20 protein-coding genes are annotated in these 20,074 nt (G+C 74.7%); 15 read left to right on the top strand and 5 right to left on the bottom strand.

The features are described from left to right. Positions 1 to 77 precede the first annotated feature (77 nt). The 14 genes from pdhA (D7318_RS04430) to D7318_RS04365 all read left to right on the top strand — a co-directional run bounded on the left by pdhA (D7318_RS04430) (position 78) and on the right by D7318_RS04365 (position 12,432). Entirely contained in the window at positions 78 to 1,151 is a 1,074-nt protein-coding gene (gene pdhA / locus D7318_RS04430; protein WP_230423346.1) for a pyruvate dehydrogenase (acetyl-transferring) E1 component subunit alpha, read from the top strand. Then, a complete protein-coding gene (locus D7318_RS04425; RefSeq protein ID WP_120695497.1) occupies positions 1,148 to 2,161 on the top strand; it encodes an alpha-ketoacid dehydrogenase subunit beta in 1,014 nt (337 codons plus the stop codon). Before pdhA (D7318_RS04430) ends, D7318_RS04425 begins: the two co-directional genes overlap by 4 nt. Further along, entirely contained in the window at positions 2,158 to 3,363 is a 1,206-nt protein-coding gene (locus D7318_RS04420) for a dihydrolipoamide acetyltransferase family protein (RefSeq protein WP_120695496.1), read from the top strand. The genes D7318_RS04425 and D7318_RS04420 overlap by 4 nt, the downstream gene beginning before the upstream one ends. Positions 3,364 to 4,047: 684 nt before the next feature. Next, on the top strand, positions 4,048 to 4,893 hold the full coding sequence (locus D7318_RS04415; RefSeq protein ID WP_120695719.1) for an NTP transferase domain-containing protein: 846 nt from the start codon (positions 4,048 to 4,050) through the stop codon (positions 4,891 to 4,893). Beyond that, entirely contained in the window at positions 4,839 to 6,134 is a 1,296-nt protein-coding gene (locus D7318_RS04410; protein WP_408055441.1) for a molybdopterin molybdotransferase MoeA, read from the top strand. The genes D7318_RS04415 and D7318_RS04410 overlap by 55 nt, the downstream gene beginning before the upstream one ends. Then, positions 6,131 to 7,249, top strand: a complete 1,119-nt coding sequence (locus D7318_RS04405) for a potassium channel family protein (protein WP_120695494.1) — start codon at positions 6,131 to 6,133, stop codon at positions 7,247 to 7,249. The genes D7318_RS04410 and D7318_RS04405 overlap by 4 nt, the downstream gene beginning before the upstream one ends. After that, positions 7,228 to 8,166 (top strand): phosphotransferase family protein, encoded by a 939-nt coding sequence (locus D7318_RS04400; RefSeq protein WP_230423344.1) that lies wholly within the window; start codon positions 7,228 to 7,230, stop codon positions 8,164 to 8,166. Before D7318_RS04405 ends, D7318_RS04400 begins: the two co-directional genes overlap by 22 nt. Before the next feature lie 36 nt (positions 8,167 to 8,202). Continuing rightward, positions 8,203 to 8,505: a TFIIB-type zinc ribbon-containing protein gene (locus tag D7318_RS04395; RefSeq protein ID WP_120695493.1), complete on the top strand. Its 303-nt coding sequence runs from the start codon at positions 8,203 to 8,205 to the stop codon at positions 8,503 to 8,505. Positions 8,506 to 8,718: 213 nt separating this feature from the next. Continuing rightward, positions 8,719 to 9,498 carry a GNAT family N-acetyltransferase gene (locus D7318_RS04390; RefSeq protein ID WP_120695492.1) on the top strand — a complete coding sequence of 260 codons (780 nt, stop codon included), beginning with the start codon at positions 8,719 to 8,721 and terminating at the stop codon, positions 9,496 to 9,498. Positions 9,499 to 9,681: 183 nt separating this feature from the next. Continuing rightward, positions 9,682 to 10,011, top strand: a complete 330-nt coding sequence (locus tag D7318_RS04385) for a hypothetical protein (RefSeq protein WP_230423342.1) — start codon at positions 9,682 to 9,684, stop codon at positions 10,009 to 10,011. A 37-nt stretch (positions 10,012 to 10,048) separates the two neighbouring features. After that, positions 10,049 to 11,011, top strand: coding sequence for an NAD(P)H-quinone oxidoreductase (locus D7318_RS04380; RefSeq protein ID WP_120695716.1), 963 nt, complete (start codon positions 10,049 to 10,051; stop codon positions 11,009 to 11,011). A gap of 133 nt (positions 11,012 to 11,144) precedes the next feature. After that, the gene (locus D7318_RS04375) at positions 11,145 to 11,369 is read left to right on the top strand and encodes a hypothetical protein (protein WP_230423341.1); all 225 of its coding nucleotides are present in this window, start codon (positions 11,145 to 11,147) and stop codon (positions 11,367 to 11,369) included. Between the two features lie 57 nt (positions 11,370 to 11,426). After that, a complete protein-coding gene (locus tag D7318_RS04370; RefSeq protein ID WP_120695490.1) occupies positions 11,427 to 11,696 on the top strand; it encodes a PadR family transcriptional regulator in 270 nt (89 codons plus the stop codon). 169 nt (positions 11,697 to 11,865) lie between these two features. Next, positions 11,866 to 12,432 (top strand): bacterial proteasome activator family protein, encoded by a 567-nt coding sequence (locus D7318_RS04365; RefSeq protein ID WP_120695489.1) that lies wholly within the window; start codon positions 11,866 to 11,868, stop codon positions 12,430 to 12,432. Between the two features lie 99 nt (positions 12,433 to 12,531). Here the strand turns inward: D7318_RS04365 and D7318_RS04360 are convergent, their stop codons facing one another. The 3 genes from D7318_RS04360 to pdhA (D7318_RS04350) are packed head-to-tail and all read right to left on the bottom strand — an operon-like array spanning position 12,532 to position 16,109. After that, complete coding sequence (locus D7318_RS04360) at positions 12,532 to 13,884, bottom strand: dihydrolipoamide acetyltransferase family protein (protein ID WP_120695715.1); 1,353 nt, start codon at positions 13,882 to 13,884, stop codon at positions 12,532 to 12,534. Positions 13,885 to 13,915: 31 nt separating this feature from the next. After that, the gene (locus tag D7318_RS04355) at positions 13,916 to 14,896 is read right to left on the bottom strand and encodes an alpha-ketoacid dehydrogenase subunit beta (protein ID WP_120695488.1); all 981 of its coding nucleotides are present in this window, start codon (positions 14,894 to 14,896) and stop codon (positions 13,916 to 13,918) included. A 1-nt stretch (position 14,897) separates the two neighbouring features. After that, positions 14,898 to 16,109 carry a pyruvate dehydrogenase (acetyl-transferring) E1 component subunit alpha gene (pdhA, locus tag D7318_RS04350; protein WP_120695487.1) on the bottom strand — a complete coding sequence of 404 codons (1,212 nt, stop codon included), beginning with the start codon at positions 16,107 to 16,109 and terminating at the stop codon, positions 14,898 to 14,900. A 356-nt stretch (positions 16,110 to 16,465) separates the two neighbouring features. Here pdhA (D7318_RS04350) and D7318_RS04345 point away from each other — a divergent pair, with 356 nt between their 5' ends. Beyond that, positions 16,466 to 17,134, top strand: coding sequence for a response regulator (locus D7318_RS04345; RefSeq protein WP_120695486.1), 669 nt, complete (start codon positions 16,466 to 16,468; stop codon positions 17,132 to 17,134). A 94-nt stretch (positions 17,135 to 17,228) separates the two neighbouring features. On the opposite strand, the gene D7318_RS04340 is transcribed toward D7318_RS04345, so the two are convergent. Further along, entirely contained in the window at positions 17,229 to 18,266 is a 1,038-nt protein-coding gene (locus D7318_RS04340) for a phosphotransferase (protein ID WP_120695485.1), read from the bottom strand. Further along, positions 18,259 to 19,872 (bottom strand): protein kinase domain-containing protein, encoded by a 1,614-nt coding sequence (locus D7318_RS04335; RefSeq protein WP_120695484.1) that lies wholly within the window; start codon positions 19,870 to 19,872, stop codon positions 18,259 to 18,261. Before D7318_RS04335 ends, D7318_RS04340 begins: the two co-directional genes overlap by 8 nt. Positions 19,873 to 20,074: the final 202 nt, after the last annotated feature.

Raw genomic sequence — 20,074 nt, 5'->3', positions numbered from 1 at the left:
GAGGGGCCGTAGCCAAGCTGCGTCATCGACCGAACAATCGGTAGGGAGGCGAAGCTCGCCGCGAGGAGGTGCCCGCCGTGACCGTGTCGGAGCTGCCCGCCCATCCCCTGTCCCGCACCGCCGTCCCGCCGCCGCCCGACCCCGAGCCCTACCGCGTGCTCGGCACGGGGCGCCCCGACCCCGAGCTGTGGCCGCTGCTGTACCGGGAGCTGGTGCGTGGGCGGCGTTACAACACCCAGGCCACCGCGCTCACCCGGCAGGGCAGGCTCGCCGTCTACCCGTCGTCGACCGGGCAGGAGGCGTGCCAGGTGGCCGCAGGCCTCGCGCTCGGCCCACGCGACTGGCTCTTCCCCAGCTACCGCGACACCCTCGCCGCCGTCGTCCGCGGCCTCGACCCGGCCGTCGCGCTGACGCTGCTGCGCGGCGACTGGCACACGGGCCATGACCCGCGCGTCCACCGCGTCGCCCCGCTGTGCACCCCGCTGGCCACCCAGCTCCCGCACGCCGTCGGCCTCGCCCACGCGGCCAGGCTGCGCCGCGACGACCTCGCCGTGCTCGCGCTGGTCGGCGACGGCGGCACGTCGGAGGGCGACTTCCACGAGGCCCTCAACTTCGCCGCGGTGTGGCGCGCCCCCGTGGTCTTCCTGGTGCAGAACAACGGCTACGCCATCTCCGTCCCGCTCGCCAAGCAGACCGCCGCCCCCTCCATCGCCCACAAGGCCGTCGGCTACGGCATGCCGGGGCGGCTCGTGGACGGCAACGACGCGCCCGCCGTGCACGACGCGCTCACCGGCGCGCTCGCCCGCGCCCGCGCCGGGGAGGGCCCGACGCTCATCGAGGCCGTGACCTACCGCCTCGACGCGCACACCAACGCGGACGACGCGACCCGCTACCGCACCGAGGCCGAGGTGGCCGCGTGGCGGGCGCGCGACCCGTTGACCCTGATGGAACGCGAGCTGCGCGCGCACGGCCTGCTCGACGACGCGGGCGCGGCCGAGGCCCACGAGGCGGCGGAGCGGACCGCGGCGGCGCTGCGCGAGGCGCTGTCGGGCGATCCCGAGCTGACGCCGGACGACCTGTTCACCCACGTCTACGCGGAGCCGACGTCCCAGCTGCGCGAACAGGCCGAGCGGCTGCGGGAGTTCTCATGACGACCGCGACCCGGGGCCGGAGTGGCACCGCCGAGGTGTCACTCGCCAAGGCGCTCAACCGGGCGCTGCGCGACGCGATGGCCGACGACCCCACCGTTCACCTGCTGGGCGAGGACATAGGGGCGCTCGGCGGCGTGTTCCGCGTCACCGAAGGGCTCGCGGCCGAGTTCGGCGAGGACCGCTGCACCGACACGCCGCTCGCCGAGGCGGGCATCCTCGGCGCCGCGACCGGCATGGCGATGTACGGGCTGCGGCCCGTGGTGGAGATGCAGTTCGACGCGTTCGCCTACCCGGCGTTCGAGCAGCTCGTCTCGCACGTCTCCCGCATGCGCAACCGCACGCGCGGCGCCATGCCCCTGCCGCTGACCGTCCGCATCCCCTACGGCGGCGGCATCGGCGGCGTCGAGCACCACAGCGACTCGTCCGAGACGTACTACATGGCGACGCCTGGCCTGCACGTCGTCACCCCCGCGACCGTCGCCGACGCCTACGGGCTGCTGCGGCGGGCCATCGCGTCCGACGACCCCGTGGTCTTCCTCGAGCCCAAGCGCCTCTACTGGGCCAAGGAGCCCCTGCCCGAACGGCCCGCCGATGTCCCGCCGTTCGGCCGCGCCGTCATCAGGCGCCGCGGCGACTCGGCCACCCTCATCACCTATGGCCCCTCGCTCCCCGTGTGCCTCGCGGCGGCCGAGGCGGCGCGCGCCGATGGCTGGGACCTGGGCGTGATCGACCTGCGGACGCTCGTGCCGTTCGACGACGAGACGGTGTGCGCCGAGGTGCGGCGCACCGGGCGCGCGGTGGTGGTGCACGAGGCGGCGGGGTTCGCGGGGCCAGGCGCGGAGATCGCCGCGCGCGTCACCGAGCGCTGCTTCCACCACCTGGCGGCGCCCGTGCTGCGCGTGACCGGCTTCGACATCCCGTACCCGCCACCGCTGCTCGAACGCCACCACCTCCCGGACGTCGACCGCGTGCTCGACGCCGTCGCCCGCCTCCAGTGGGACCTCGGATGAGCGGCGAGACACGGGAGTTCCTGCTGCCCGACCTCGGCGAGGGCCTGACCGGGGCCGAGATCGTCCGCTGGCTGGTCGAGGTCGGCGACGAGATCGCCGTGGACCAGCCGGTGGTGGAGGTCGAGACGGCCAAGGCGCGGGTCGAGGTCCCCTGTCCCTACGCGGGCACGGTCACCGCCCGCTTCGGCGAGCCGGGGGCGGAGATCCCGGTCGGCGACCCGCTGATCCGCGTCGGCGCGGCGGCGCCCGCCACCTCGTCGGGGGCGGGGCCCGTGCTGGTCGGATACGGCCCCGAGCACCGGTCCCCGGCGCCTACCCCCACCCGCGCCCGCCGCGGAGGCCCGGGGACCGGACCCCCCGCCGCGCCCAACGGCGTCGCGTCGCCACTCGTGCGGCGGCTCGCCAGGGAGCGCGGCATCGACCTGCGGAGCGTCGACGGCTCGGGCCCCGGCGGCCTGATCGTCCGCTCCGACATCGAGCGTGTGGGTGCTCAACGCGTGGGTGCTCAACGCGCGGGCGGCGAACGCGTGGACGGCGAACGCGTTCCGCTGCGGGGCGTGCGGGGCGCGACGGCCGACAAGCTGACCCGCTCGCACGCGGAGATCCCCGCCGTCACCTGCTGGGTCGACGCCGACGCCACCGAACTCCTGGCCGCGCGCCGCGCCACGGACCTGCCGCTGCTCGCGCTGCTCGCCAGGATCAGCGTGGCGGTCCTCGCCGAACACCCCGCGCTCAACGCGTCCTTCGACGCCGCGACCCGCGAGATCGTCACGCACGAGGCGGTGCACCTGGGCTTCGCGGCCCAGACGGAACGCGGCACGCTCGTCCCCGTCGTGCGCGACGCGCAGGCGCTGACGACGCGGCGCCTTGGCGAGGAGCTGGGGCGGCTGACCGCCGAGGCACGGGCGGGCACGCTTCCGCCCGCGGCGCTGAGGGGGTCGACGTTCACCCTGAACAACTACGGTGTCTTCGGCGTCGACGGCTCCACCCCCCTCCTGAACCACCCCGAGGCCGCGATGCTCGGCATCGGCCGCGTCACGGAGAAACCCTGGGCGCACAACGGGCAGTTGGCGCTGCGCCATGTGGTGCAGCTGACCCTGACGTTCGACCACAGGGTGTGCGACGGCGCGACGGCGGGCGGCGCGCTGCGGCGGGCGGCGGACATCGTCGAGAGTCCCGTCCGCCTGTTGGCGGACGTATAGCGGCATGCTCTGCGAGCAGCCCGGCCGCCCCCGCGCCTGCGGCGCGGGGGTGTGCGCGCTCGCGCGCGACGGCGTGCGCCTGCGGCGGGCTTTCGCACTGCCGCGCGGGGCGCGCTCCGCGCGGGGGGCGGTTGTGGTCAACGGTGGCTGTCGGGTGGGGCGTTGCCTGCGCCAGGCGCTCCGCGCTGCCGCGCGGCGGGTGTTCCGTGCGGGGGTTGGGGCAACGGTGACCGTGCGGTGGGTTGTGCCTGCGGCGAGCGATGCGCGCTGGCGCGCTGCTGGCGCTCCGCGCCGGGGCCTCGGGGCCTCGGGGGACGCCGCCCTTGGCGGCTGGGCGGTGTGCGCTGCCGCGCGGCGCGCGGCGACCGCTCCGCGCCGGGGCGTTCGTCGTAGGGGTGGCTCAATGCCCGGTGTGCCGGGCTCCGTTGGTGCCTGCCTGCGGCGCGCGTAGCGCTGGGTTTCGTCGGTGTCCGTCCGCCGCGCGCGCAGCGCCCGGCTTCGCCGGGGCTTGCGGTCCTCGGGCGCTGGGCGTCGTTGCTCAATGCCCGGTGCGCCGGGCTCTGTTGGTGTCCGTCCGCCGCGCGCGCAGCGCCCGGCTCCGTGCCGGGGGGGGCCACAGTCGTCGTTCCTCCCCGGAGGGGAGCCTCGCTCCCTCCCCCGAGGGGGAACGGTAGCGTAGTGGGCATGGCACTCTACGACGCCGTCGTGCTGGCCGGGGGTGGGGCGCGACGGTTGGGGGGCGCCGACAAGCCCGCCGTGCGCGTCGGGGCCCGCACGTTGCTCGATCGTGTCCTCGCCGCCTGCCGCGACGCGGACCGCACCGTGGTCGTCGGGCCCGAGCGCCCCACCGCGCGGACGGTCCTGTGGGCGAGCGAGGACCCGCCGGGCGGCGGCCCGCTCACCGCCCTGCACGCCGGGCTCGCCCACACCACCAGGCCGCTCGTCGCCGTGCTCGCCGCCGATCTGCCGTTCCTCGGGCCCGCGACCGTCCACCGGCTGCTCGCCGTTCCCCCCAGGGCCGAGGGCCAGCTGCTCCGCGACGGCGAGGACCGCGACCAGCCGCTCACCGCCGTCTACCGCGCCGCGCCGCTGCGGCGCGAACTCTCCGCGTTGGACGCCGAGTTCGGCACCCTCGCCGGGATGCCGCTCAAGCTGCTGCTCCAGGGCCTGACCCTGCACCGGCTCAGGGCGCCCGGCAGCCTCGACTGCGACACCTGGGCGGACATCGCCGCGGCCCGCGCCCGGATCAGGGACCATGGGACGGTGCTGGACGAATGGATTGCCGCCGTGAAGACCGAGCTCGGCATCGACCCCGACGTGGACACCGCCGCGCTGCTCGACACCGCCCGCGACGCCGCCCACGGCGTGGCCCGCCCCGCGGCCCCGCTGACGACGTTCCTCATCGGATACGCCGCGGCGCTGCACGGCATCTCGCCCGCCGAGGCGGCCCGCAAGGTCTCCGCGCTCGCCGAGGTGTGGGAGCAGGAGCAGCGCCACCAGGAGCAGGCGCAGGCAGAGCAGCGCACATGATCGATGAGTTCGACGACGCGCTCGCCCTCGCCAACGACCCGCGGCTCGCCCCGCCGCGCCCCGCCCCCCGCGCCGAGGCCGACCCCGCGTGGGAGGCCGCCCGCGCCACCGCGCACCGGGCCGTCGCGCCCCTGCCGCCCCGCAGGCTGCCGCTCGACCTGGCCCTCGGCCACACCCTCGCCGCGCCGCTGACCGCGCTCACCGACCTGCCCGCGTTCGACACCTCGGCCATGGACGGCTGGGCCGTCGCGGGGCCCGGGCCCTGGACGCTGACGTGCGCCACCGGCGCGCTCGCCGGGGCGCCCGCCGCGGGGGCGCTCACCGACGGCGAGGCCGTGCCCATCGCGACAGGGGCCCGCATCCCCGATGGCGCCACCGCCGTGCTGCGCGCCGAGCACGGCAGCGCGCGGGCCGGGCGCCTCACCGGGGCGACGCCCCAGCCGGGGGCCGACGTCAGGGCCAGGGGCCAGGAGTGCCGCACCGGGGCCGAGCTGCTGCCCGCGCGCACCCCGTTGACCCCGGCCGCCCTCGGCCTCGCCGCCGCGGCCGGGTACGACCAGCTCGCCGTCCGCCCACGCCCGCGCGCCGAGGTGCTGGTGCTCGGCGACGAGCTGCTGTTCCGCGGGCTCCCGCACGACGGCCGCATCCGCGACGCGCTCGGCCCGATGACCGGGCCCTGGCTGACCGCGCTCGGCGCGCAGGTGCTGGTCACGCGCCGCCTCGGCGACGACGCCGACGCGCTGCGCGAGGCGCTTGCCACCAGCCGCGCCGACCTGATCGTCACCACGGGGTCCACCGCCAAGGGGCCCATGGACCACCTGCGCGGCGTCCTCGCGGCGCTGGGCGCCGAGCTGCTGATCAGCGGCGTCGCCGTGCGCCCAGGGCATCCGATGCTGCTGGCCGAGCTGCCGGGCGGCGTTCCCCTCGTCGGCCTCCCGGGCAACCCACTGGCCGCCGTCTCCGGGCTGCTCACCCTGGCCGAGCCCCTGCTGCGCGCCCTGGCCGACCGGCCGCCCGTGCCCGAGCGGGCCGCCGCGCTCACCGGGCCCGTCACGGGCCACCCCAGGGACACCAGGCTGGTGCCCGTGGAGACTCCGGATCCCGGCGGCGCCAGGCCGTTGAGCTACGCTGGCCCCGCCATGCTGCGTGGCATCGCCGCCGCTTCGGCGCTGGCGGTCATCCCGCCCGGAGGCGCGGAGGCCCGTCAACGGGTCCGCCTCCTCGACCTTCCGCACCCATGAGATTTCCCGCCTCCCACCCCGCACGAGCCCGGGCCGACGACCTGTCGCACGGCGCCAGCCTGCCGCGTTACGCCCCTGGGCCGCTGGCCCAGGTGATCCGGCGCCTCCTCATGGCGCTCGCGGTGCTCGCCACCGCCGTCGTCCTCGTCTACTTCGACCGCGCCGGGTACCACGACAACCAGGGTGGCGAGGTCGGGTTCATCGACTCCCTCTACTACGTCACCGTCTCGCTCTCCACCACCGGCTACGGCGACGTCGTCCCGGCCACGGACACCGCGCGCCTGATCACGACGTTCCTGATCACGCCGCTCCGCGTGCTGTTCCTGATCATCCTGGTCGGCACCACACTCGAAGTGCTGACCGAGCGCACCCGCGATCAGTGGCGGCTGTCCCACTGGAGGAAGAACTTGCGTGATCACACCGTCATCGTCGGCTTCGGCACCAAGGGCAGGTCGGCGGCCGAGACGCTGATGAGCGCGGGGCTCGCCCGCGACCAGATCGTCGTCGTGGACCCCAGCACCAAGGTCGTCGAGCTGGCCAACGTCGACGGCTACGCCGGGGTCGTCGGCGACGCGACCCGCAGCGACGTCCTGATCAGGGCCCGCGCCGACCGCGCCAAGCAGGTCGTGATCTCCACCCAGCGCGACGACACGGCCGTGCTGGTGGCGCTCACCGTGCGGCAGTTGAGCACGACCGTGCGGATCGTGGCGTCCGTGCGCGAGGAGGAGAACGTCCCGCTGCTGCGCCAGTCGGGCGCGGACGCCGTCATCACGAGCGCGAGCGCGGTCGGCCGCATGCTCGGCCTGTCCGTGATCAGCCCGAGCTCGGGCGCGGTCATGGAGGACCTGATCCAGCACAGCAAGGGCCTGAGCCTGCGCGAGCGGCCCGTCACCAAGGCGGAGGCGGGCCGTTCGCCGCGCGAGACGGATGACCTGGTCGTGTCCGTCATACGGGGTCACCAGCTGCTGCCGTTCGACGCCCCCGACGCGGCCACGCTCGAGCTGACCGACCGCCTCGTGGTCATCCAGCGGGCCAGGCCCGAGGACGCCAAGGTCCTCGCGGACAAGGAGAAGCGCGAGCGCGGCCCCGGCTCGTGGCGCATCCCGCGCCGCTGACGACGATGCGCCTCGACCGGCCCGGCCCCGACCAGCTCGGCTTTGACCAGCTCGCCGCCGGGCTCGCGCCCTCGGCCGCCGCCGCCGAGCCCGTGGTGCTGGCCGACCGGCCCACCGGCACGGTGATCCGCGTGGGCGACGCGGTCGCCAAGGCCCACCCGGAGACGGCGGACGTCGAGGCGCTCGCCGCGCGCGTCGCGACCGCCGCCCACCCCGCGCTCGCCGGGATCCTGCTGCCGCCGCTGCCCCCCGCCACCGTCGCGCGCCTCGCCGACGGGCGCGCGGCGACCCTGTGGCCCTACGGCACCCCCGTCGATCCCGACGACGTGCCATGGGAGGCGGTCGGCACCCTGCTGGCCCGGCTGCACGCCACCGACCTCGGCCCGCTCGGGCCGCTGCCCCCTGCGGGATGGCCCGCGCGGGCGGCCGAGGCGCTCGCTCGGTTGCGCGCCACCGAGACCGACCCGGCGCACGCGCCAGCGCGTTCCGCCGTGGAACGCATCCTGTGCGCGCCGCCGCCCCCCTTTCCCGCGCCGGGCGCCGCCGTGCTGTGCCATGGCGACTTCCACCTGGGGCAGCTGGTCAGCCACCCGGCGGGGAGCGGGAGTTGGCGCCTCATCGACGTGGACGAGCTGGGGCTCGGCGACCCGGCCTGGGACCTGGCGCGGCCCGCCGCCTGGTTCGCCGCCGGGCTGCTCCCGCCCGCCGACTGGCACCGGCTGCTCGGCGCGTACCGCGCGGCGGCGCCCGGGTGGGGCGGGGCGGACCCCTGGGCGCTGCTCGACGGCCCCGCCCGGGTGATGACCGCTCAGGCGGCGGCCCGCGCCCTGGTACGCGCGGCGGAGTCGGGACGTTCCCCCTCGGACGAAGATGAGGCTCTTCTCATCTCCTGTCTCCGGATCGTGGCGCTGCCGTAGGGTGAGAAGGCCACGCGATTCGACCATGGAGCCGATATGCAGTGTCCCAAGTGCCGTGCGCCGATGCACACGTTCACCCGTAGCGGGGTCCAGATAGAGCAGTGCAGCGGCTGCCGGGGGCTCTTCCTCGACTACGGGGAGCTCGAGCACATCACGCAGCTGGAGTCCCAGTGGGCGCCGCAGCAGCACGCCGCCCCGCCGCCGCCCCCCGCGGGGCAGCCCTACCCCGCGGGTGGCCCGGCCTGGGGCGCTCCGCATGGCGGTCACCACGGCGGTCACCACGGGCACCACGGCCACCACCGCAGGGGCGGCCTGTCGGGGCTGTTCTTCTCCTCCTGAGCCGTCTCCTCCTGAGCCGTCTCCTCCTGAGCCGTCTCCTCCTGAGCCGTCTCCTCCTGAGCCGTCTCCTCCTGAGCCGTCTCCGCCCGAGCCGCCGGTCCTCAGCCGCCGATCCGCGGGCTCGCGCCGACTTCCGTGCGTCGCCCCGCCGTTGCCAGCACGGTGGGGTGGCGCCGCTCCCCGGTTCGCCCTTCCCGAGGAGGGACCACCGCCGTGGAGGCCCGCGTCCAGCGGCACATCCGCGCCCTCGCCGCCCGCTCGCCAGGCCCTGTGCGGGTGGGTCCCTTCACCGTGCGCCACAGGCCCGACTGGTCGAGCCCTTACGCCAACTACGCCATTCCCGACGATGGCGCCGAGCCGTCCGCGGCCGATGTGCTGGCGCTGATCGAGGCGTTCGAGGCGCGCGACCGGCTTCCGCGCTGTGAGTTCCTGCCGGCGTGCGCCCCCTCCGTCGAACGGGCCCTGCGCGCCGCGGGGTTCGCGCCCGAGAGCCGCGCCCCCGTCATGGTGGGCACCCCCGACACGCTGCGCGCGCCCCCGCCCGTGCCGGGGCTGACGATCGGCACCCCCGACGGCGAGGCCGGGCTGCGCTGGGCGGCCGAGATCCAGCACGAGGCGTACGGGCGGGCCGGGGCGGTGGGCGAGGGCGCGATCGCCGCGCTGCGCCGGACCCTGGCCGAGGGGGGCGTGGTGGCGCTCGCCGCCTTCGGCACCCCCGGCGTGCCCGCGGGTTCAGGCGCCTGCACGCCGCCCGCCGAGGGGCTCTCCGAGCTGATCGGGCTCGGCGTCGTGCCCGCGCTGCGCCGCCGCGGCATCGGCGCCGCCGTCACCGCGCACCTCGCGGCGGGCGCGCTGCGGCGCGGCGCCGATGCGGTGTGGCTCGAGCCCGCCGACGGTGGGGCGGCCAGGCTCTATGCCGCGCTCGGCTTCCTCGCGGCGGGGGAGAAGGTCGCCTACACCCGGTCAACGGGCCGTGTGCCCGCGCTTCCCTGACCTCACGTCCGAAACGGCCGCCGCTCGGCGCGTTCGCGCGCCGGTCCCCTGAGTTCGCGCCGCCCGGGGGCGCGTTGCCCCGGCCCCGCGCGTGGTCCCATGGCGATGGGCGCGGGCGGCGGCGGGCGGTCGCGCCCTGATCCCCGCGCCGACCGAAGGGCTGACGTGAGTGTCGAGGTGCACATGACCCTGGAAGGCATCGTCTTCTCCGGCATCAGCGGCTGGCCGGTGCCGAGGAGCGCGCCCGAGGGCAACCCCTGGGTGCCGGGCCGCTGTTGGCTCTGGTGCCGCAGGGAGAACGTCAGCGTGCTGTGGATCGGCCCGGTGCGGACGCCGTCCGTCGCGGGCGAGCTGTACGCGTGCGGGCAGTGCATCGCCGAGCTGGTGCACCTCGTGCGCGAGGAGCAGCGCCGCCGCAGCCTGCCGCCCGAACGGATCTGTGAGCACCGGGAGTTGGAGCGGCGCGCCGGGGGAACGTTCTGCGCGGGGTGCCAGCGGCCCATCCACCTGTGAGGCGTGTCCCCCGGGCCCGAGGCGTACCGTGCTGGTCATGCGTGCGATCACGATTTCCGAGCCCGGCGGACCCGAGACATTGACCTGGGCGGAGGTGCCGGACCCGGTCGCGGGGCCCGGCGAGGTGCTGGTCGAGGTGGCGGCGGCCGGGGTGAACCGAGCCGATGTCCTCCAGCGCCAGGGCAACTACAGCCCCCCGCCCGGCGCTTCGCCCTATCCGGGGCTCGAGTGCGGGGGCCGGATCGCGGCGCTCGGCGAGGGCGTGACCGGCTGGGCGGTGGGTGACGAGGTGTGCGCCCTGCTGAGCGGCGGCGGCTACGCGGAGCGGGTCGCGGTGCCCGCGGGCCAGCTGCTGCCGATCCCCGCGGGCTGCGACACGGTGACGGCGGCGGCGCTGCCCGAGGTGGTGTGCACCGTCTGGTCCACGGTGTTCATGGGCGCGGGGCTGCGCGCCGGGGAGACGCTGCTCGTGCACGGCGGCGCGAGCGGCATCGGCACGGTGGCGATCCAGCTGGCCAAGGCGTTCGGGGCGCGGGTCGCGGTCACGGCGGGCAGCGCGGAGAAGCTGGAGCGCTGCGCCGAGCTGGGCGCGGACGTGCTGATCAACTACCGCGAGCGGGACTTCGCCGAGGAGCTCGCGGACGGCGCCGACGTCGTGCTCGACATCATGGGCGCGAAGTATCTCGCCAGGAACATCAGGGCGTTGGCCACCGATGGGCGCCTGGTGATCATCGGCTTCCAGGGCGGGGTCAAGGCCGAGCTCGACCTGCGCTCCCTGCTGGTGAAGCGCGCCACGATCACGTCGGCGTCCCTGCGGGCGCGCCCGCCCGAGGGCAAGGCGGAGATCGTCGCCGCGGTGCGCGAGCACGTGTGGCCGCTGCTCGCCGACTCCCGCCTGAGCCCGGTCATCGACCGCACCCTCCCCCTCGCCGACGCGGCCGAGGCCCATCGCGCGCTGGAGTCGAGCGCGCACACCGGCAAGATCCTGCTGACGCGCTGAGGCCGCCCGGCGCGTGACGCCCCCCGCCCGAGATGCCCCCTTTGTGGATATGTGTGACGCTGGTTACGTCGTCGGAGCAGCGTGTGTGCGAAGGGTCGGGACCGTGAGGGTGTGGGTGGGAATCGCGTTGGCCGTGGCGGCTGTCATAGCCCTGTTCGTCCCGGCAGCCGTGGCGAACGGAGAGCCGGATGACGGGCGCGCGGACGCCGTGGTCGAGGAGCGGCGGGAGCGCAGGGACGCGGAGTCCCACGCCGCCCGCCCCGGAGGCGAGGTGCTGCCCGTGCTGCCGCTCGGCGCCGGGCTCGCCTGCCTCGGCCTCGGCATCGGGGCGTTGGGGCTGAGGCTCCGCAACAGTTGAACGGCGCCCCCGCGGCGTCGGTTGCCCGAAGCGGACATATCGGTACGCATACTCGGTATGTCCATCCGCTTCGGGCTTCTCGCCCTCCTCGAGAGCGGGCCACGCCACGGCTCGCGGCTCCGCGCTGGACAGGTCTATACGACGCTCGGCCGTCTCGAGAGGGACGGCCTGATCGTCCCCGAGGGCGGCGGCGACGCCAAGCGGCAGCTCTACGCGATCACGCCCGAGGGCCGCGCCCAGCTCGCCGAGTGGTACGCGCGCCCCGCCGACCGCACCCAGCCCTCGCGCCTGCGGCAGCAGCCGGTCGGTCCGGCGTCCGTTGAATAGGGCCAGTTCAACGGCGCGACGGCCCGAGGGGGGACCTCGGCACGACCGCGGCCACCCCTGCCCCCGCCACCACGCCCGTGGTCGCCGCCGCCAGCAGGACCTCCCTGGGCACCCGGGCCGCGACCCCCTCGCGCGGCGGGCGGGGTGAGGGGCGTTGCATGATGGGGGTATGACTCAGCCGAGGAATGAACCACCGCAAGAGAACGCGCAGATCCTCGTCGTGGGCCCCGACGGGATGGCGCTCAGCAGCCCAGGGGGGCGCGGCAAGGGCGAGGGCGACGAGGAGCAGTCCGAGACGCCCGTGACCGAGATGGTGGAGCAACCGGCGAAGGTCATGCGGATCGGCAGCATGATCAAGCAGCTGCTCGAGGAGGTCAAGGCCGCGCCGCTCGACGAGGCGTCCAGGGCGCGGCTGCGCGAGATCCACGCCAGCTCCGTCAAGGAGCTGGAGGAGGGCCTCGCCCCCGAGCTCGTGGCCGAGCTCGGCCGCCTCTCCCTGCCGTTCACCGAGGACTCCGTGCCGACGGACGCGGAGCTGCGGATCGCCCAGGCACAGCTCGTGGGGTGGCTCGAGGGTCTCTTCCACGGCATCCAGACCGCGCTGTTCGCGCAGCAGATGGCGGCGCGGGCGCAGCTCGAGCAGATGCGCAGGGCGTTGCCGCCTGGCGCGCTCGCCGACGAGGGCCCAGACCAGGACGACTCCCGCGGCGGGGCGCGCTCGGGGCCCTATCTGTGACGCTCCGCTCGGTGACGCTCCGCTCGGTGACGCTCCGCCTCACGACCGACGGCGGGGACGGGCACCTGGCCCGTCCCCGCCGTCGTGCGTGTCACCCGTTCAGCCCCAGGTGAACAGCCTCTTCGGGTGCTCGAGGACGGCCGCCACGTCCGCCAGCACGCGCGAGCCGAGCTCGCCGTCCACCAGCCGGTGGTCGAACGACAGGGCGAGCGTCGTCACCTGGCGGATCTTGATCCTGCCCTTGTGCACCCAGGGCTGCTCCCTGACGGCGCCGAGGGCGAGGATCGCGGACTCGCCGGGGGTCAGGATCGGCGTTCCCGTGTCGATGCCGAAGACCCCGATGTTGGTGATGGTGACCGTGCCGTCCCGCATGTCGGCCAGGGACGTCCTGCCCTCCCGCGCCGTGGTCACGAGATCGCCGAGCGCGCGGGACAGCTCGGCGAGCGTCCTGGCGCCCGCGTCCTTGATGTTGGGCACGATCAGGCCGCGCGGGGTGGCCGCGGCGATGCCCAGGTTCACATAGTCCTTGATGACGATCTCCTGGCGCTCCTCGTCCCACGAGGCGTTCACCTCGGGGTGGCGCCGGATCGCGATCAGGAACGCCCTGGCGACCAGCAGCAGGGTGTTGATCCGCAGGCCCGCCAGGTCGGGGTCCGCACGCATCCGCTCGACCATGCGCACCGTGCGGGTCACGTCCACCGTGACGAACTCGGTCGCGTGCGGGGCCGTGAACGCGCTGGCCACCATCGCCTGCGCGGTCGCCTTCCGCACCCCCTTGATCGGCACGCGCCGCTCGCGCGACGCGTCGGGCGCGGGGGAGGGCGCCGCGGCGGGCTCGTCGAAGGACACCGGCGCGGGCGCGGGCGCCGCGGCGGCGTGCACGTCGTCGCGGGTGACCACGCCGTTCGCCCCCGAGGGGATCACCGTCGTCAGGTCCACGCCCAGGTCCTTGGCCAGCTTGCGCACCGGCGGCTTGGCCAGCGGCCGCGCCTGCGCGGGCGCGGGTGCCGGGGCGGCGGCCTGCGGGGGAACGGCGGCGCTGGCGGCGTTCTTCCGTGGCCGCCGCCGCGTCGCGCCCGTCGCGACGCCGTACCCGACGAGCACGGGCTCCCTGCGCTCGGCCGCCTCGGCCCGCCCGCCGCCCGCGGAGGCCTCGGCGGCGCCGTCGCCGCCCTCGTCCCCCCCGTCGCCCGAGGGATCCGTGTCGATCCTGATGATCGTCGTGCCGACGTCCACCGTCGTGCCCTCGTCGAACAGGATCTCGCGCACCCGGCCGTCGTAAGGGATGGGCAGCTCGACCGCGGCCTTGGCGGTCTCGACCTCGACCACCACCTGCCCGTCGCAGACCGTGTCGCCCGCCTTGACCAGCCACTTCAGGATCTCGGCCTCCGTGAGCCCCTCGCCCACGTCAGGCATTCTGAACTCGCGGTAGCGCTGTGCCTCAGCAGTCATCGTCACGGCTCTCCTCAGCCTCTGCCATCACTCAGTACGCCAAGGCGCGGTCGACACTGTCCAGCACCCTGTCGAGCCCGGGGAGGTACTCCTCCTCCAGGCGCGCCGGCGGATACGGCGCGTGGAAGCCACCGACCCGCAGGACCGGGGCTTCCAGATGGTAGAAGCAGCGTTCCGTGATACGGGCGGCCACCTCCGCCCCCGAGCCGAAGAAGACCGGCGCCTCGTGCACCACCACAAGACGGCGGGTCCTCTCCACCGACCGCTGGATCGCGTCGAAGTCGATCGGCGAGACCGACCGCAGGTCGAGCACCTCGAGCGACGTCCCGTCCTCCTCGGCCGCCGCGGCGGCGGCCAGGCACGTCTTCACGCTCGGCCCGTACGCGGCGAGCGTCAGGTCGCGGCCCTCGCGCACCACGCGCGCGGCGTGCAGCGGCCCCGGGATGCCCGAGGGGTCCACCTCGCCCTTCTCCCAGTAACGGGCCTTGGGCTCGAGGAAGATCACCGGGTCGTCGCACTCGATCGCCTGGCGCAGCATCCAGAACGCGTCCGACGCGTCCGAAGGCGTCACGATCTTCAGGCCCGCGACATGCGCGAACAGCGACTCGGGCGACTCGCTGTGGTGCTCGACCGCGCCGATGCCGCCGCCGTAGGGGATGCGGATGACGACCGGCAGCTTGACCGTGCCGAGCGACCGCGCGTGCATCTTCGCCAGCTGCGTCACGATCTGGTCGTACGCGGGGAAGACGAAGCCGTCGAACTGGATCTCCGCGACCGGCCGGTACCCGCGCAGGGCCAGGCCGATCGCCGTGCCGATGATGCCCGACTCGGCCAGCGGCGTGTCGATCACGCGCTCCTCGCCGAAGTCCTTCTGGAGCCCGTCCGTGACCCGGAAGACCCCCCCGAGCTTGCCCACGTCCTCGCCCATCACCAGGACCTTGGGGTCGCTGTCCAACGCCGTGCGCAGCGAGGACGTCAGCGCCTTGGCGAGCGCCATCTTCTCCGCGGCCATGTCAGTTCCCCTCGTGATCGGCGAAGGACGCCAGATAGGTCGCGTACTGGGCGCGCTCCTCGTCCACCAGCGTGTGGCCGTCGGCGTAGGTGTGCTCGAACATGGCCATGCCATCAGGGTCGGGCATGGTGCGGATGGACTCCCGCACGCGCTTGGCGAGCGCGTCGCTCTCCGCGTCGAGGTCGGCGAAGAACGCCTCGTCCGCCGCGCTCTCCCGCTCGAGCAGCCGCCGCAGACGCAATATCGGGTCCTTGCCCTCCCACGCCGCCAGCTCCTCCTTGTCGCGGTAGCGCGTGGGGTCGTCCGACGTGGTGTGCGCGCCCATCCGGTAGGTGAACGCCTCCACCAGCGTCGGCCCCTGCCCCGTGCGGGCGTGCTCGGCGGCGGCGCGCGTCACGGCGAGGACGGCGAGGACGTCGTTCCCGTCCACGCGGATACCGGGGAAGCCGTAGCCCGCGGCGCGCTGGTAGAGCGGCACCCGGGTCTGGCGCTCGATGGGCTCGGAGATGGCCCACTGGTTGTTCTGGCAGAAGAAGACCACGGGGGCGTTGTACACGGCGGCGAACGTGAACGCCTCCGCCACGTCGCCCTGGCTCGACGCGCCGTCGCCGAAGTACGCGACCACGGCCGTGTCCGCGCCGTCCTTGGCCACGCCCATCGCGTAGCCCGTGGCGTGCAGGGTCTGGGCGCCGATGACGATGGTGTAGAGGTGGAAGTTGTTGCTGTTGGGGTCCCAGCCGCCGTGGTTCACGCCGCGGAACATCCCGAGCAGCAGCGTCGGGTCCACCCCGCGGCACCAGGCGACGCCGTGCTCGCGGTAGGTCGGGAAGACGTAGTCGGAGTCGCGCAGCGCGCGCCCCGAGCCGATCTGCGCGGCCTCCTGGCCGAGCAGCGAGGGCCACAGGCCGAGCTCGCCCTGGCGCTGCAACGCCGTGGCCTCCGCGTCGAAACGGCGGGTGAGGACCATGTCCCGGTAGAGATCGCGCAGTTGCCCCGGGGTGGTCTCCACGGCGTAGTCCGGGTGCTCGACCCGCTCGCCCTCGGGCGTCAGCAGCTGCACCATCTCGGGCGCCTGCGCCGACTGTCCCGCCTGTGCCGTCCCGGGGGCCGCGGCCGTCTTCGCGGCCTGCTTGGTGCCCGTCTTCTTCGCGGCCGTCCTCTGTGCCGCGGCGCGGCGTGGCTTCCCGCGCGCGGCGGTGCTTTCCACGGTCACTCGTGCTCCTCCGTCGGTCCGGCCCCCGGGGTCCACCGGGTGACCAGTGCGGCCGGTCCGGTCACGTGCGGCGCACGGGGGTGTGTGCGCCGCGGAGGTGACCGGTCGGTCATGGCTCCCGCTCTCGTCCCTGTCGACGGCCCCATAAGAGCACGGTACCCAGTGGGTCCACAAGCCGTGAAAGCGCCCCTGACCTGCGGATTTACCTGGAAATCCAAGTACTTGGGGACGGCGTGCCTCGTGGTGCTTGTCCCAGCCTCGCAGGGCCCGAGAACACCTGCACGTTAACCCGGCCAACCAGGGCACGGGAAGAGTGCGGCAGCGCGCGGAAGCCGCTCCTGTGTGAGACTGACCCCGTGTCCGAAGAGGGAAAAATCACCGTATTCCTCCTCGATGACCACGAGGTCGTCCGCCGCGGAGTGCGCGAACTCCTCGTCGGGGAGCCGGACATCGAGGTCGTCGGCGAGGCCGGGACCGCGGCGGACGGCATCGCCCGCATCCCCCCGGCCCGCCCCGACGTCGCCGTGCTCGACGTCAGGCTCCCCGACGGCAACGGCGTCGAGGTGTGCCGCGACATCCGTGCGCGGGACGAGTCGATCAAGTGTCTGATGCTGACGTCGTACGCCGACGACGAGGCGCTGTTCGACGCGATCGTCGCGGGCGCGTCCGGCTATGTCCTCAAGGCGATCCGCGGCACCGAGCTCCTCTCCGCCGTGCGGGACGTGGCCGCGGGCAGGTCGCTGCTCGACCCCGACGCCACGCGGCGCGTGCTGGCCAGGCTGCGCGGCGGCCCGGGCGAGGGCGACGAGCGGCTGTCCCAGCTCACCGACCAGGAGCGCCGCATCCTCGACCTCATCGGGGACGGCCTGACCAACCGCGCGATCGGCGAGCGGCTGCACCTCGCCGAGAAGACCGTCAAGAACTATGTGTCGAGCGTGCTGGCCAAGCTGGGCATGGAACGCCGCTCGCAGGCCGCCGCGTACGTGGCCCGCCACCAGGCCGAACGCCGCCGCTTCTCCGCGTAGCGCCTGTCCGGCGCGTCGTCCGGGAGGTGCCCCCAGGGAGGTGCGCCCGGTCCGCGAGCTGCTGTCCGGCTCCCCGAAGTCCGCCCGGACGGGGCTACTCGCAGAACGCATCCGTGACCGCGCGGGCGTTGCGCGTCCACCACACCACCAGGGCGGCCGCGGCGGGGAACTGCGGGTCGGGGCGGAGGTCGCCGCGTTCGTAGTGCCAGCGCAGCATCCAGAAGTCGTTCAGCCGCTCCCACCACACCCGGCGCACGGCCGCGGCCAGTTCGGCGGGGGACGCGCCCGTCGCCTCGCGGTACGCGCGGGCGTACGCCCGGATCTTCGCCAGCTCGAGGCTGCCGTCGGGGAGCAGATAGAAGATCACGGCGGCGCGCACCGTCTCCTCCGCGCGGGGGCGCACGCCCAGGCGGTCCCAGTCCACGATGGCCACGGGCTCCACGGGCCCCTCGGCGCGGTAAAGCAGGTTGAGCGGGTGGAAGTCGCCGTGCACCCAGCCGCGCGCGGGCACCTCCTCGGCCCCTGGCCGCAGATGGGCGAGGTCCCGCAGCAGCGCGCGGCGTTCGAGCAGCCGGTGCTCGGCCAGCTCGTCGAAGCAGCTGCGCCGCGCCAGGCCGCGGACGCGGGAGAGCAGCAGGTCGATCACGGCGTCGGTGTGCGTGGGCGTCGCCGCGTCATACGCGGGCGCGCGCCGCATGGGCGAGCGCGCTATCACGATCTCGAGCGCCCGGTGCACGCGCCCGAGGAGCGCGCCGAGGCGGCGGCTCTGGCCCCCGTTGAGCTGGCGGCCGTCACGGTGGCGGCCCTCGACCCAGGGGTGCAGGGCGTAGCAGCGCCCGCCGTGGACGGCGACGGTGCGGCCCTCGCGGTCGGCGAGCGGCGGCGCGACGGGCAGGCCGAGCGCCGCGAGCTCGGCGGTGGCGCGGTGCTGGGCGACCAGGGGTATCACGGTCTCGGGGTCGCCGCCGATGTGGTGCTTGAGGAAGAAGTGGCCGCGTGTGGTGGCCAGCCGGTAGCCGTGGTTGAGCAGCCCCTCGGCGACGCGCGCGCACGCGACGGGCTCGCCCACGCCGTAGCGGCGCAGCAGGTGGTGCAGCGTACGCGGGGAGAGCGCGGTCGCCGGGTCAGCCACCCAGCCCCGTCGTGGTGTCGATGCCGCCCTCGGGCCCCTCGATGTCGCCGCCGGGGCCGCCCGGGTCGCCCGGGTCCTCCGGGTCGGTCGGCTCGGTGGGCTCCTCGGGCTCGGTGGGCTCCTCCGGGTCGGTCGGCTCGGTGGGCTCCTCGGGCTCCGTGGGCTCCTCGGGCGAGCTCGGCTCCTCCGACTCGCTCTCGGACGGCGTCTCCGAGCCCGTCTCGGTCGGGTCGCCGTCGTCGTCGTGCGGCGGGGACCAGTCGTCGTCCTCGTCGGTCGGCGCCTCGCTGCCCTCGGTCTCGCTCGGCTCGGGCCGCGACGCGTCGTCGCTCGGCTCCACGCTCTCGCTCGTCTCCGAGCCGCCGGGCGACTGGTCGTCCGTGTCGCCGCCGCCGAGGTTCGCGGCGATGAGCACGCCGGTGCCGATGGCGACCACCGCGAGCAGGGCCACGAGCAGCATCCGGCCGCGCCGCCCCCTGCCCTCGGCCCTGTAACCGTCGTCGGGGTCGCCGCCGCCCGGGCCGCCCAGCGTCATCGGCGCGGGGTACTGGCCCGTCGCGCCCATCCGGGTCGCCGCGGTGACGCCCGCGCCCGCCGTGCCCGCGGTGCCCATGGGCGGCGTGGCGCCACCGGTGACCGAGCCGGTGTTCCACAGGCCCGCGGTGTGGCCGCCGTGCTCCTCCAGCATCCGCAGCGCGTACTGGACGAGCCCGCGCATCTCCTCGGCCGACTGGAAGCGGTCGTCCGGGTCCTTGGCCAGCGAACGCATCACCAGCCCGTCGAGCTCGGGCGGCGCGCTCGGCGACAGCTCGGACGGCAGCCGCGGCATGTCCTGGACATGCTGGTACACCACGGCGAGCGGGCTCTCGCCGATGAACGGCGGGCGCAGCGTCAGCAGCTCGAACAGCAGGCAGCCCACGGCGTACAGGTCGGACCTGGTGTCGATCGGCTTGCCCAGCGCCTGCTCGGGGGAGAGGTACTGCGGGGTGCCCATCACCATGCCGGTCTGGGTCATGGTCTGCGCGGCGCCGTGCAGCGCGCGGGCGATGCCGAAGTCCATCACCTTGACCGTGCCGGTGTCGGTGATGATGACGTTCGCGGGCTTGATGTCCCGGTGCACGATGCCGTGGTGGTGGCTGTAGGCCAGGGCCTCCAGGACGCCCGAGACGATGATCAACGCCTGGGTCGCGGGCGGGCCTTCGGCGTCGATCAGCAGGTCCCTGATCGTCTTGCCGTCGACCAGCTCCATCACGATGTAGGGGACGAGGCTCGTGCCGACGGGCTCCTCGCCCGAGTCGTAGACCGCGACGACCGCGTGGTGGTTGAGCCCGGCGACCGACTGGGCCTCGCGCGTGAAGCGGGCCTTGGAGACGGGGTCCTGCGCCAGGTCGGAGCGGAGCAGCTTGACCGCGACGGTCCGCCCGAGGCGGACGTCCTCGGCGGCGAAGACCTCGGCCATGCCGCCGCGGCCCAGGCGGTGGGTCAGCCGGTAACGGCCGTCGCCGACCAGGCCGTTGTTCCCCCAGCGCTCCGGGGAGTCGGGCCCTTCGCCGCCGGCTCCGGACTCCTCGTCGCCGGGGCCCCTGGGGCCCTGGTCCTGTGCCATCGATCCTCGCCGGTAGTCGCCTGCTCCCCCGGCCATCAAACCCGTTCGGAGGGCACACTGACAAGTTGGGCCCTCGGGGGCCGGTCACGGAAAGGACAACGTGCTTGACGTGCCTGGACGCTGCGGCAGACTTGAGGCGGACAACCGGGTCCGTATTATGCGCGGCGTGGACCTGTGCTCGGGACCGGCGCACAGGCAGGAC

It is taken from the genome of Streptomyces radicis (genome assembly GCF_003626575.1).
Taxonomy (GTDB): Bacteria; Actinomycetota; Actinomycetes; order Streptomycetales; family Streptomycetaceae; genus Streptomyces; species Streptomyces radicis.
This window is presented reverse-complemented; position numbering and strand designations above follow the sequence as displayed.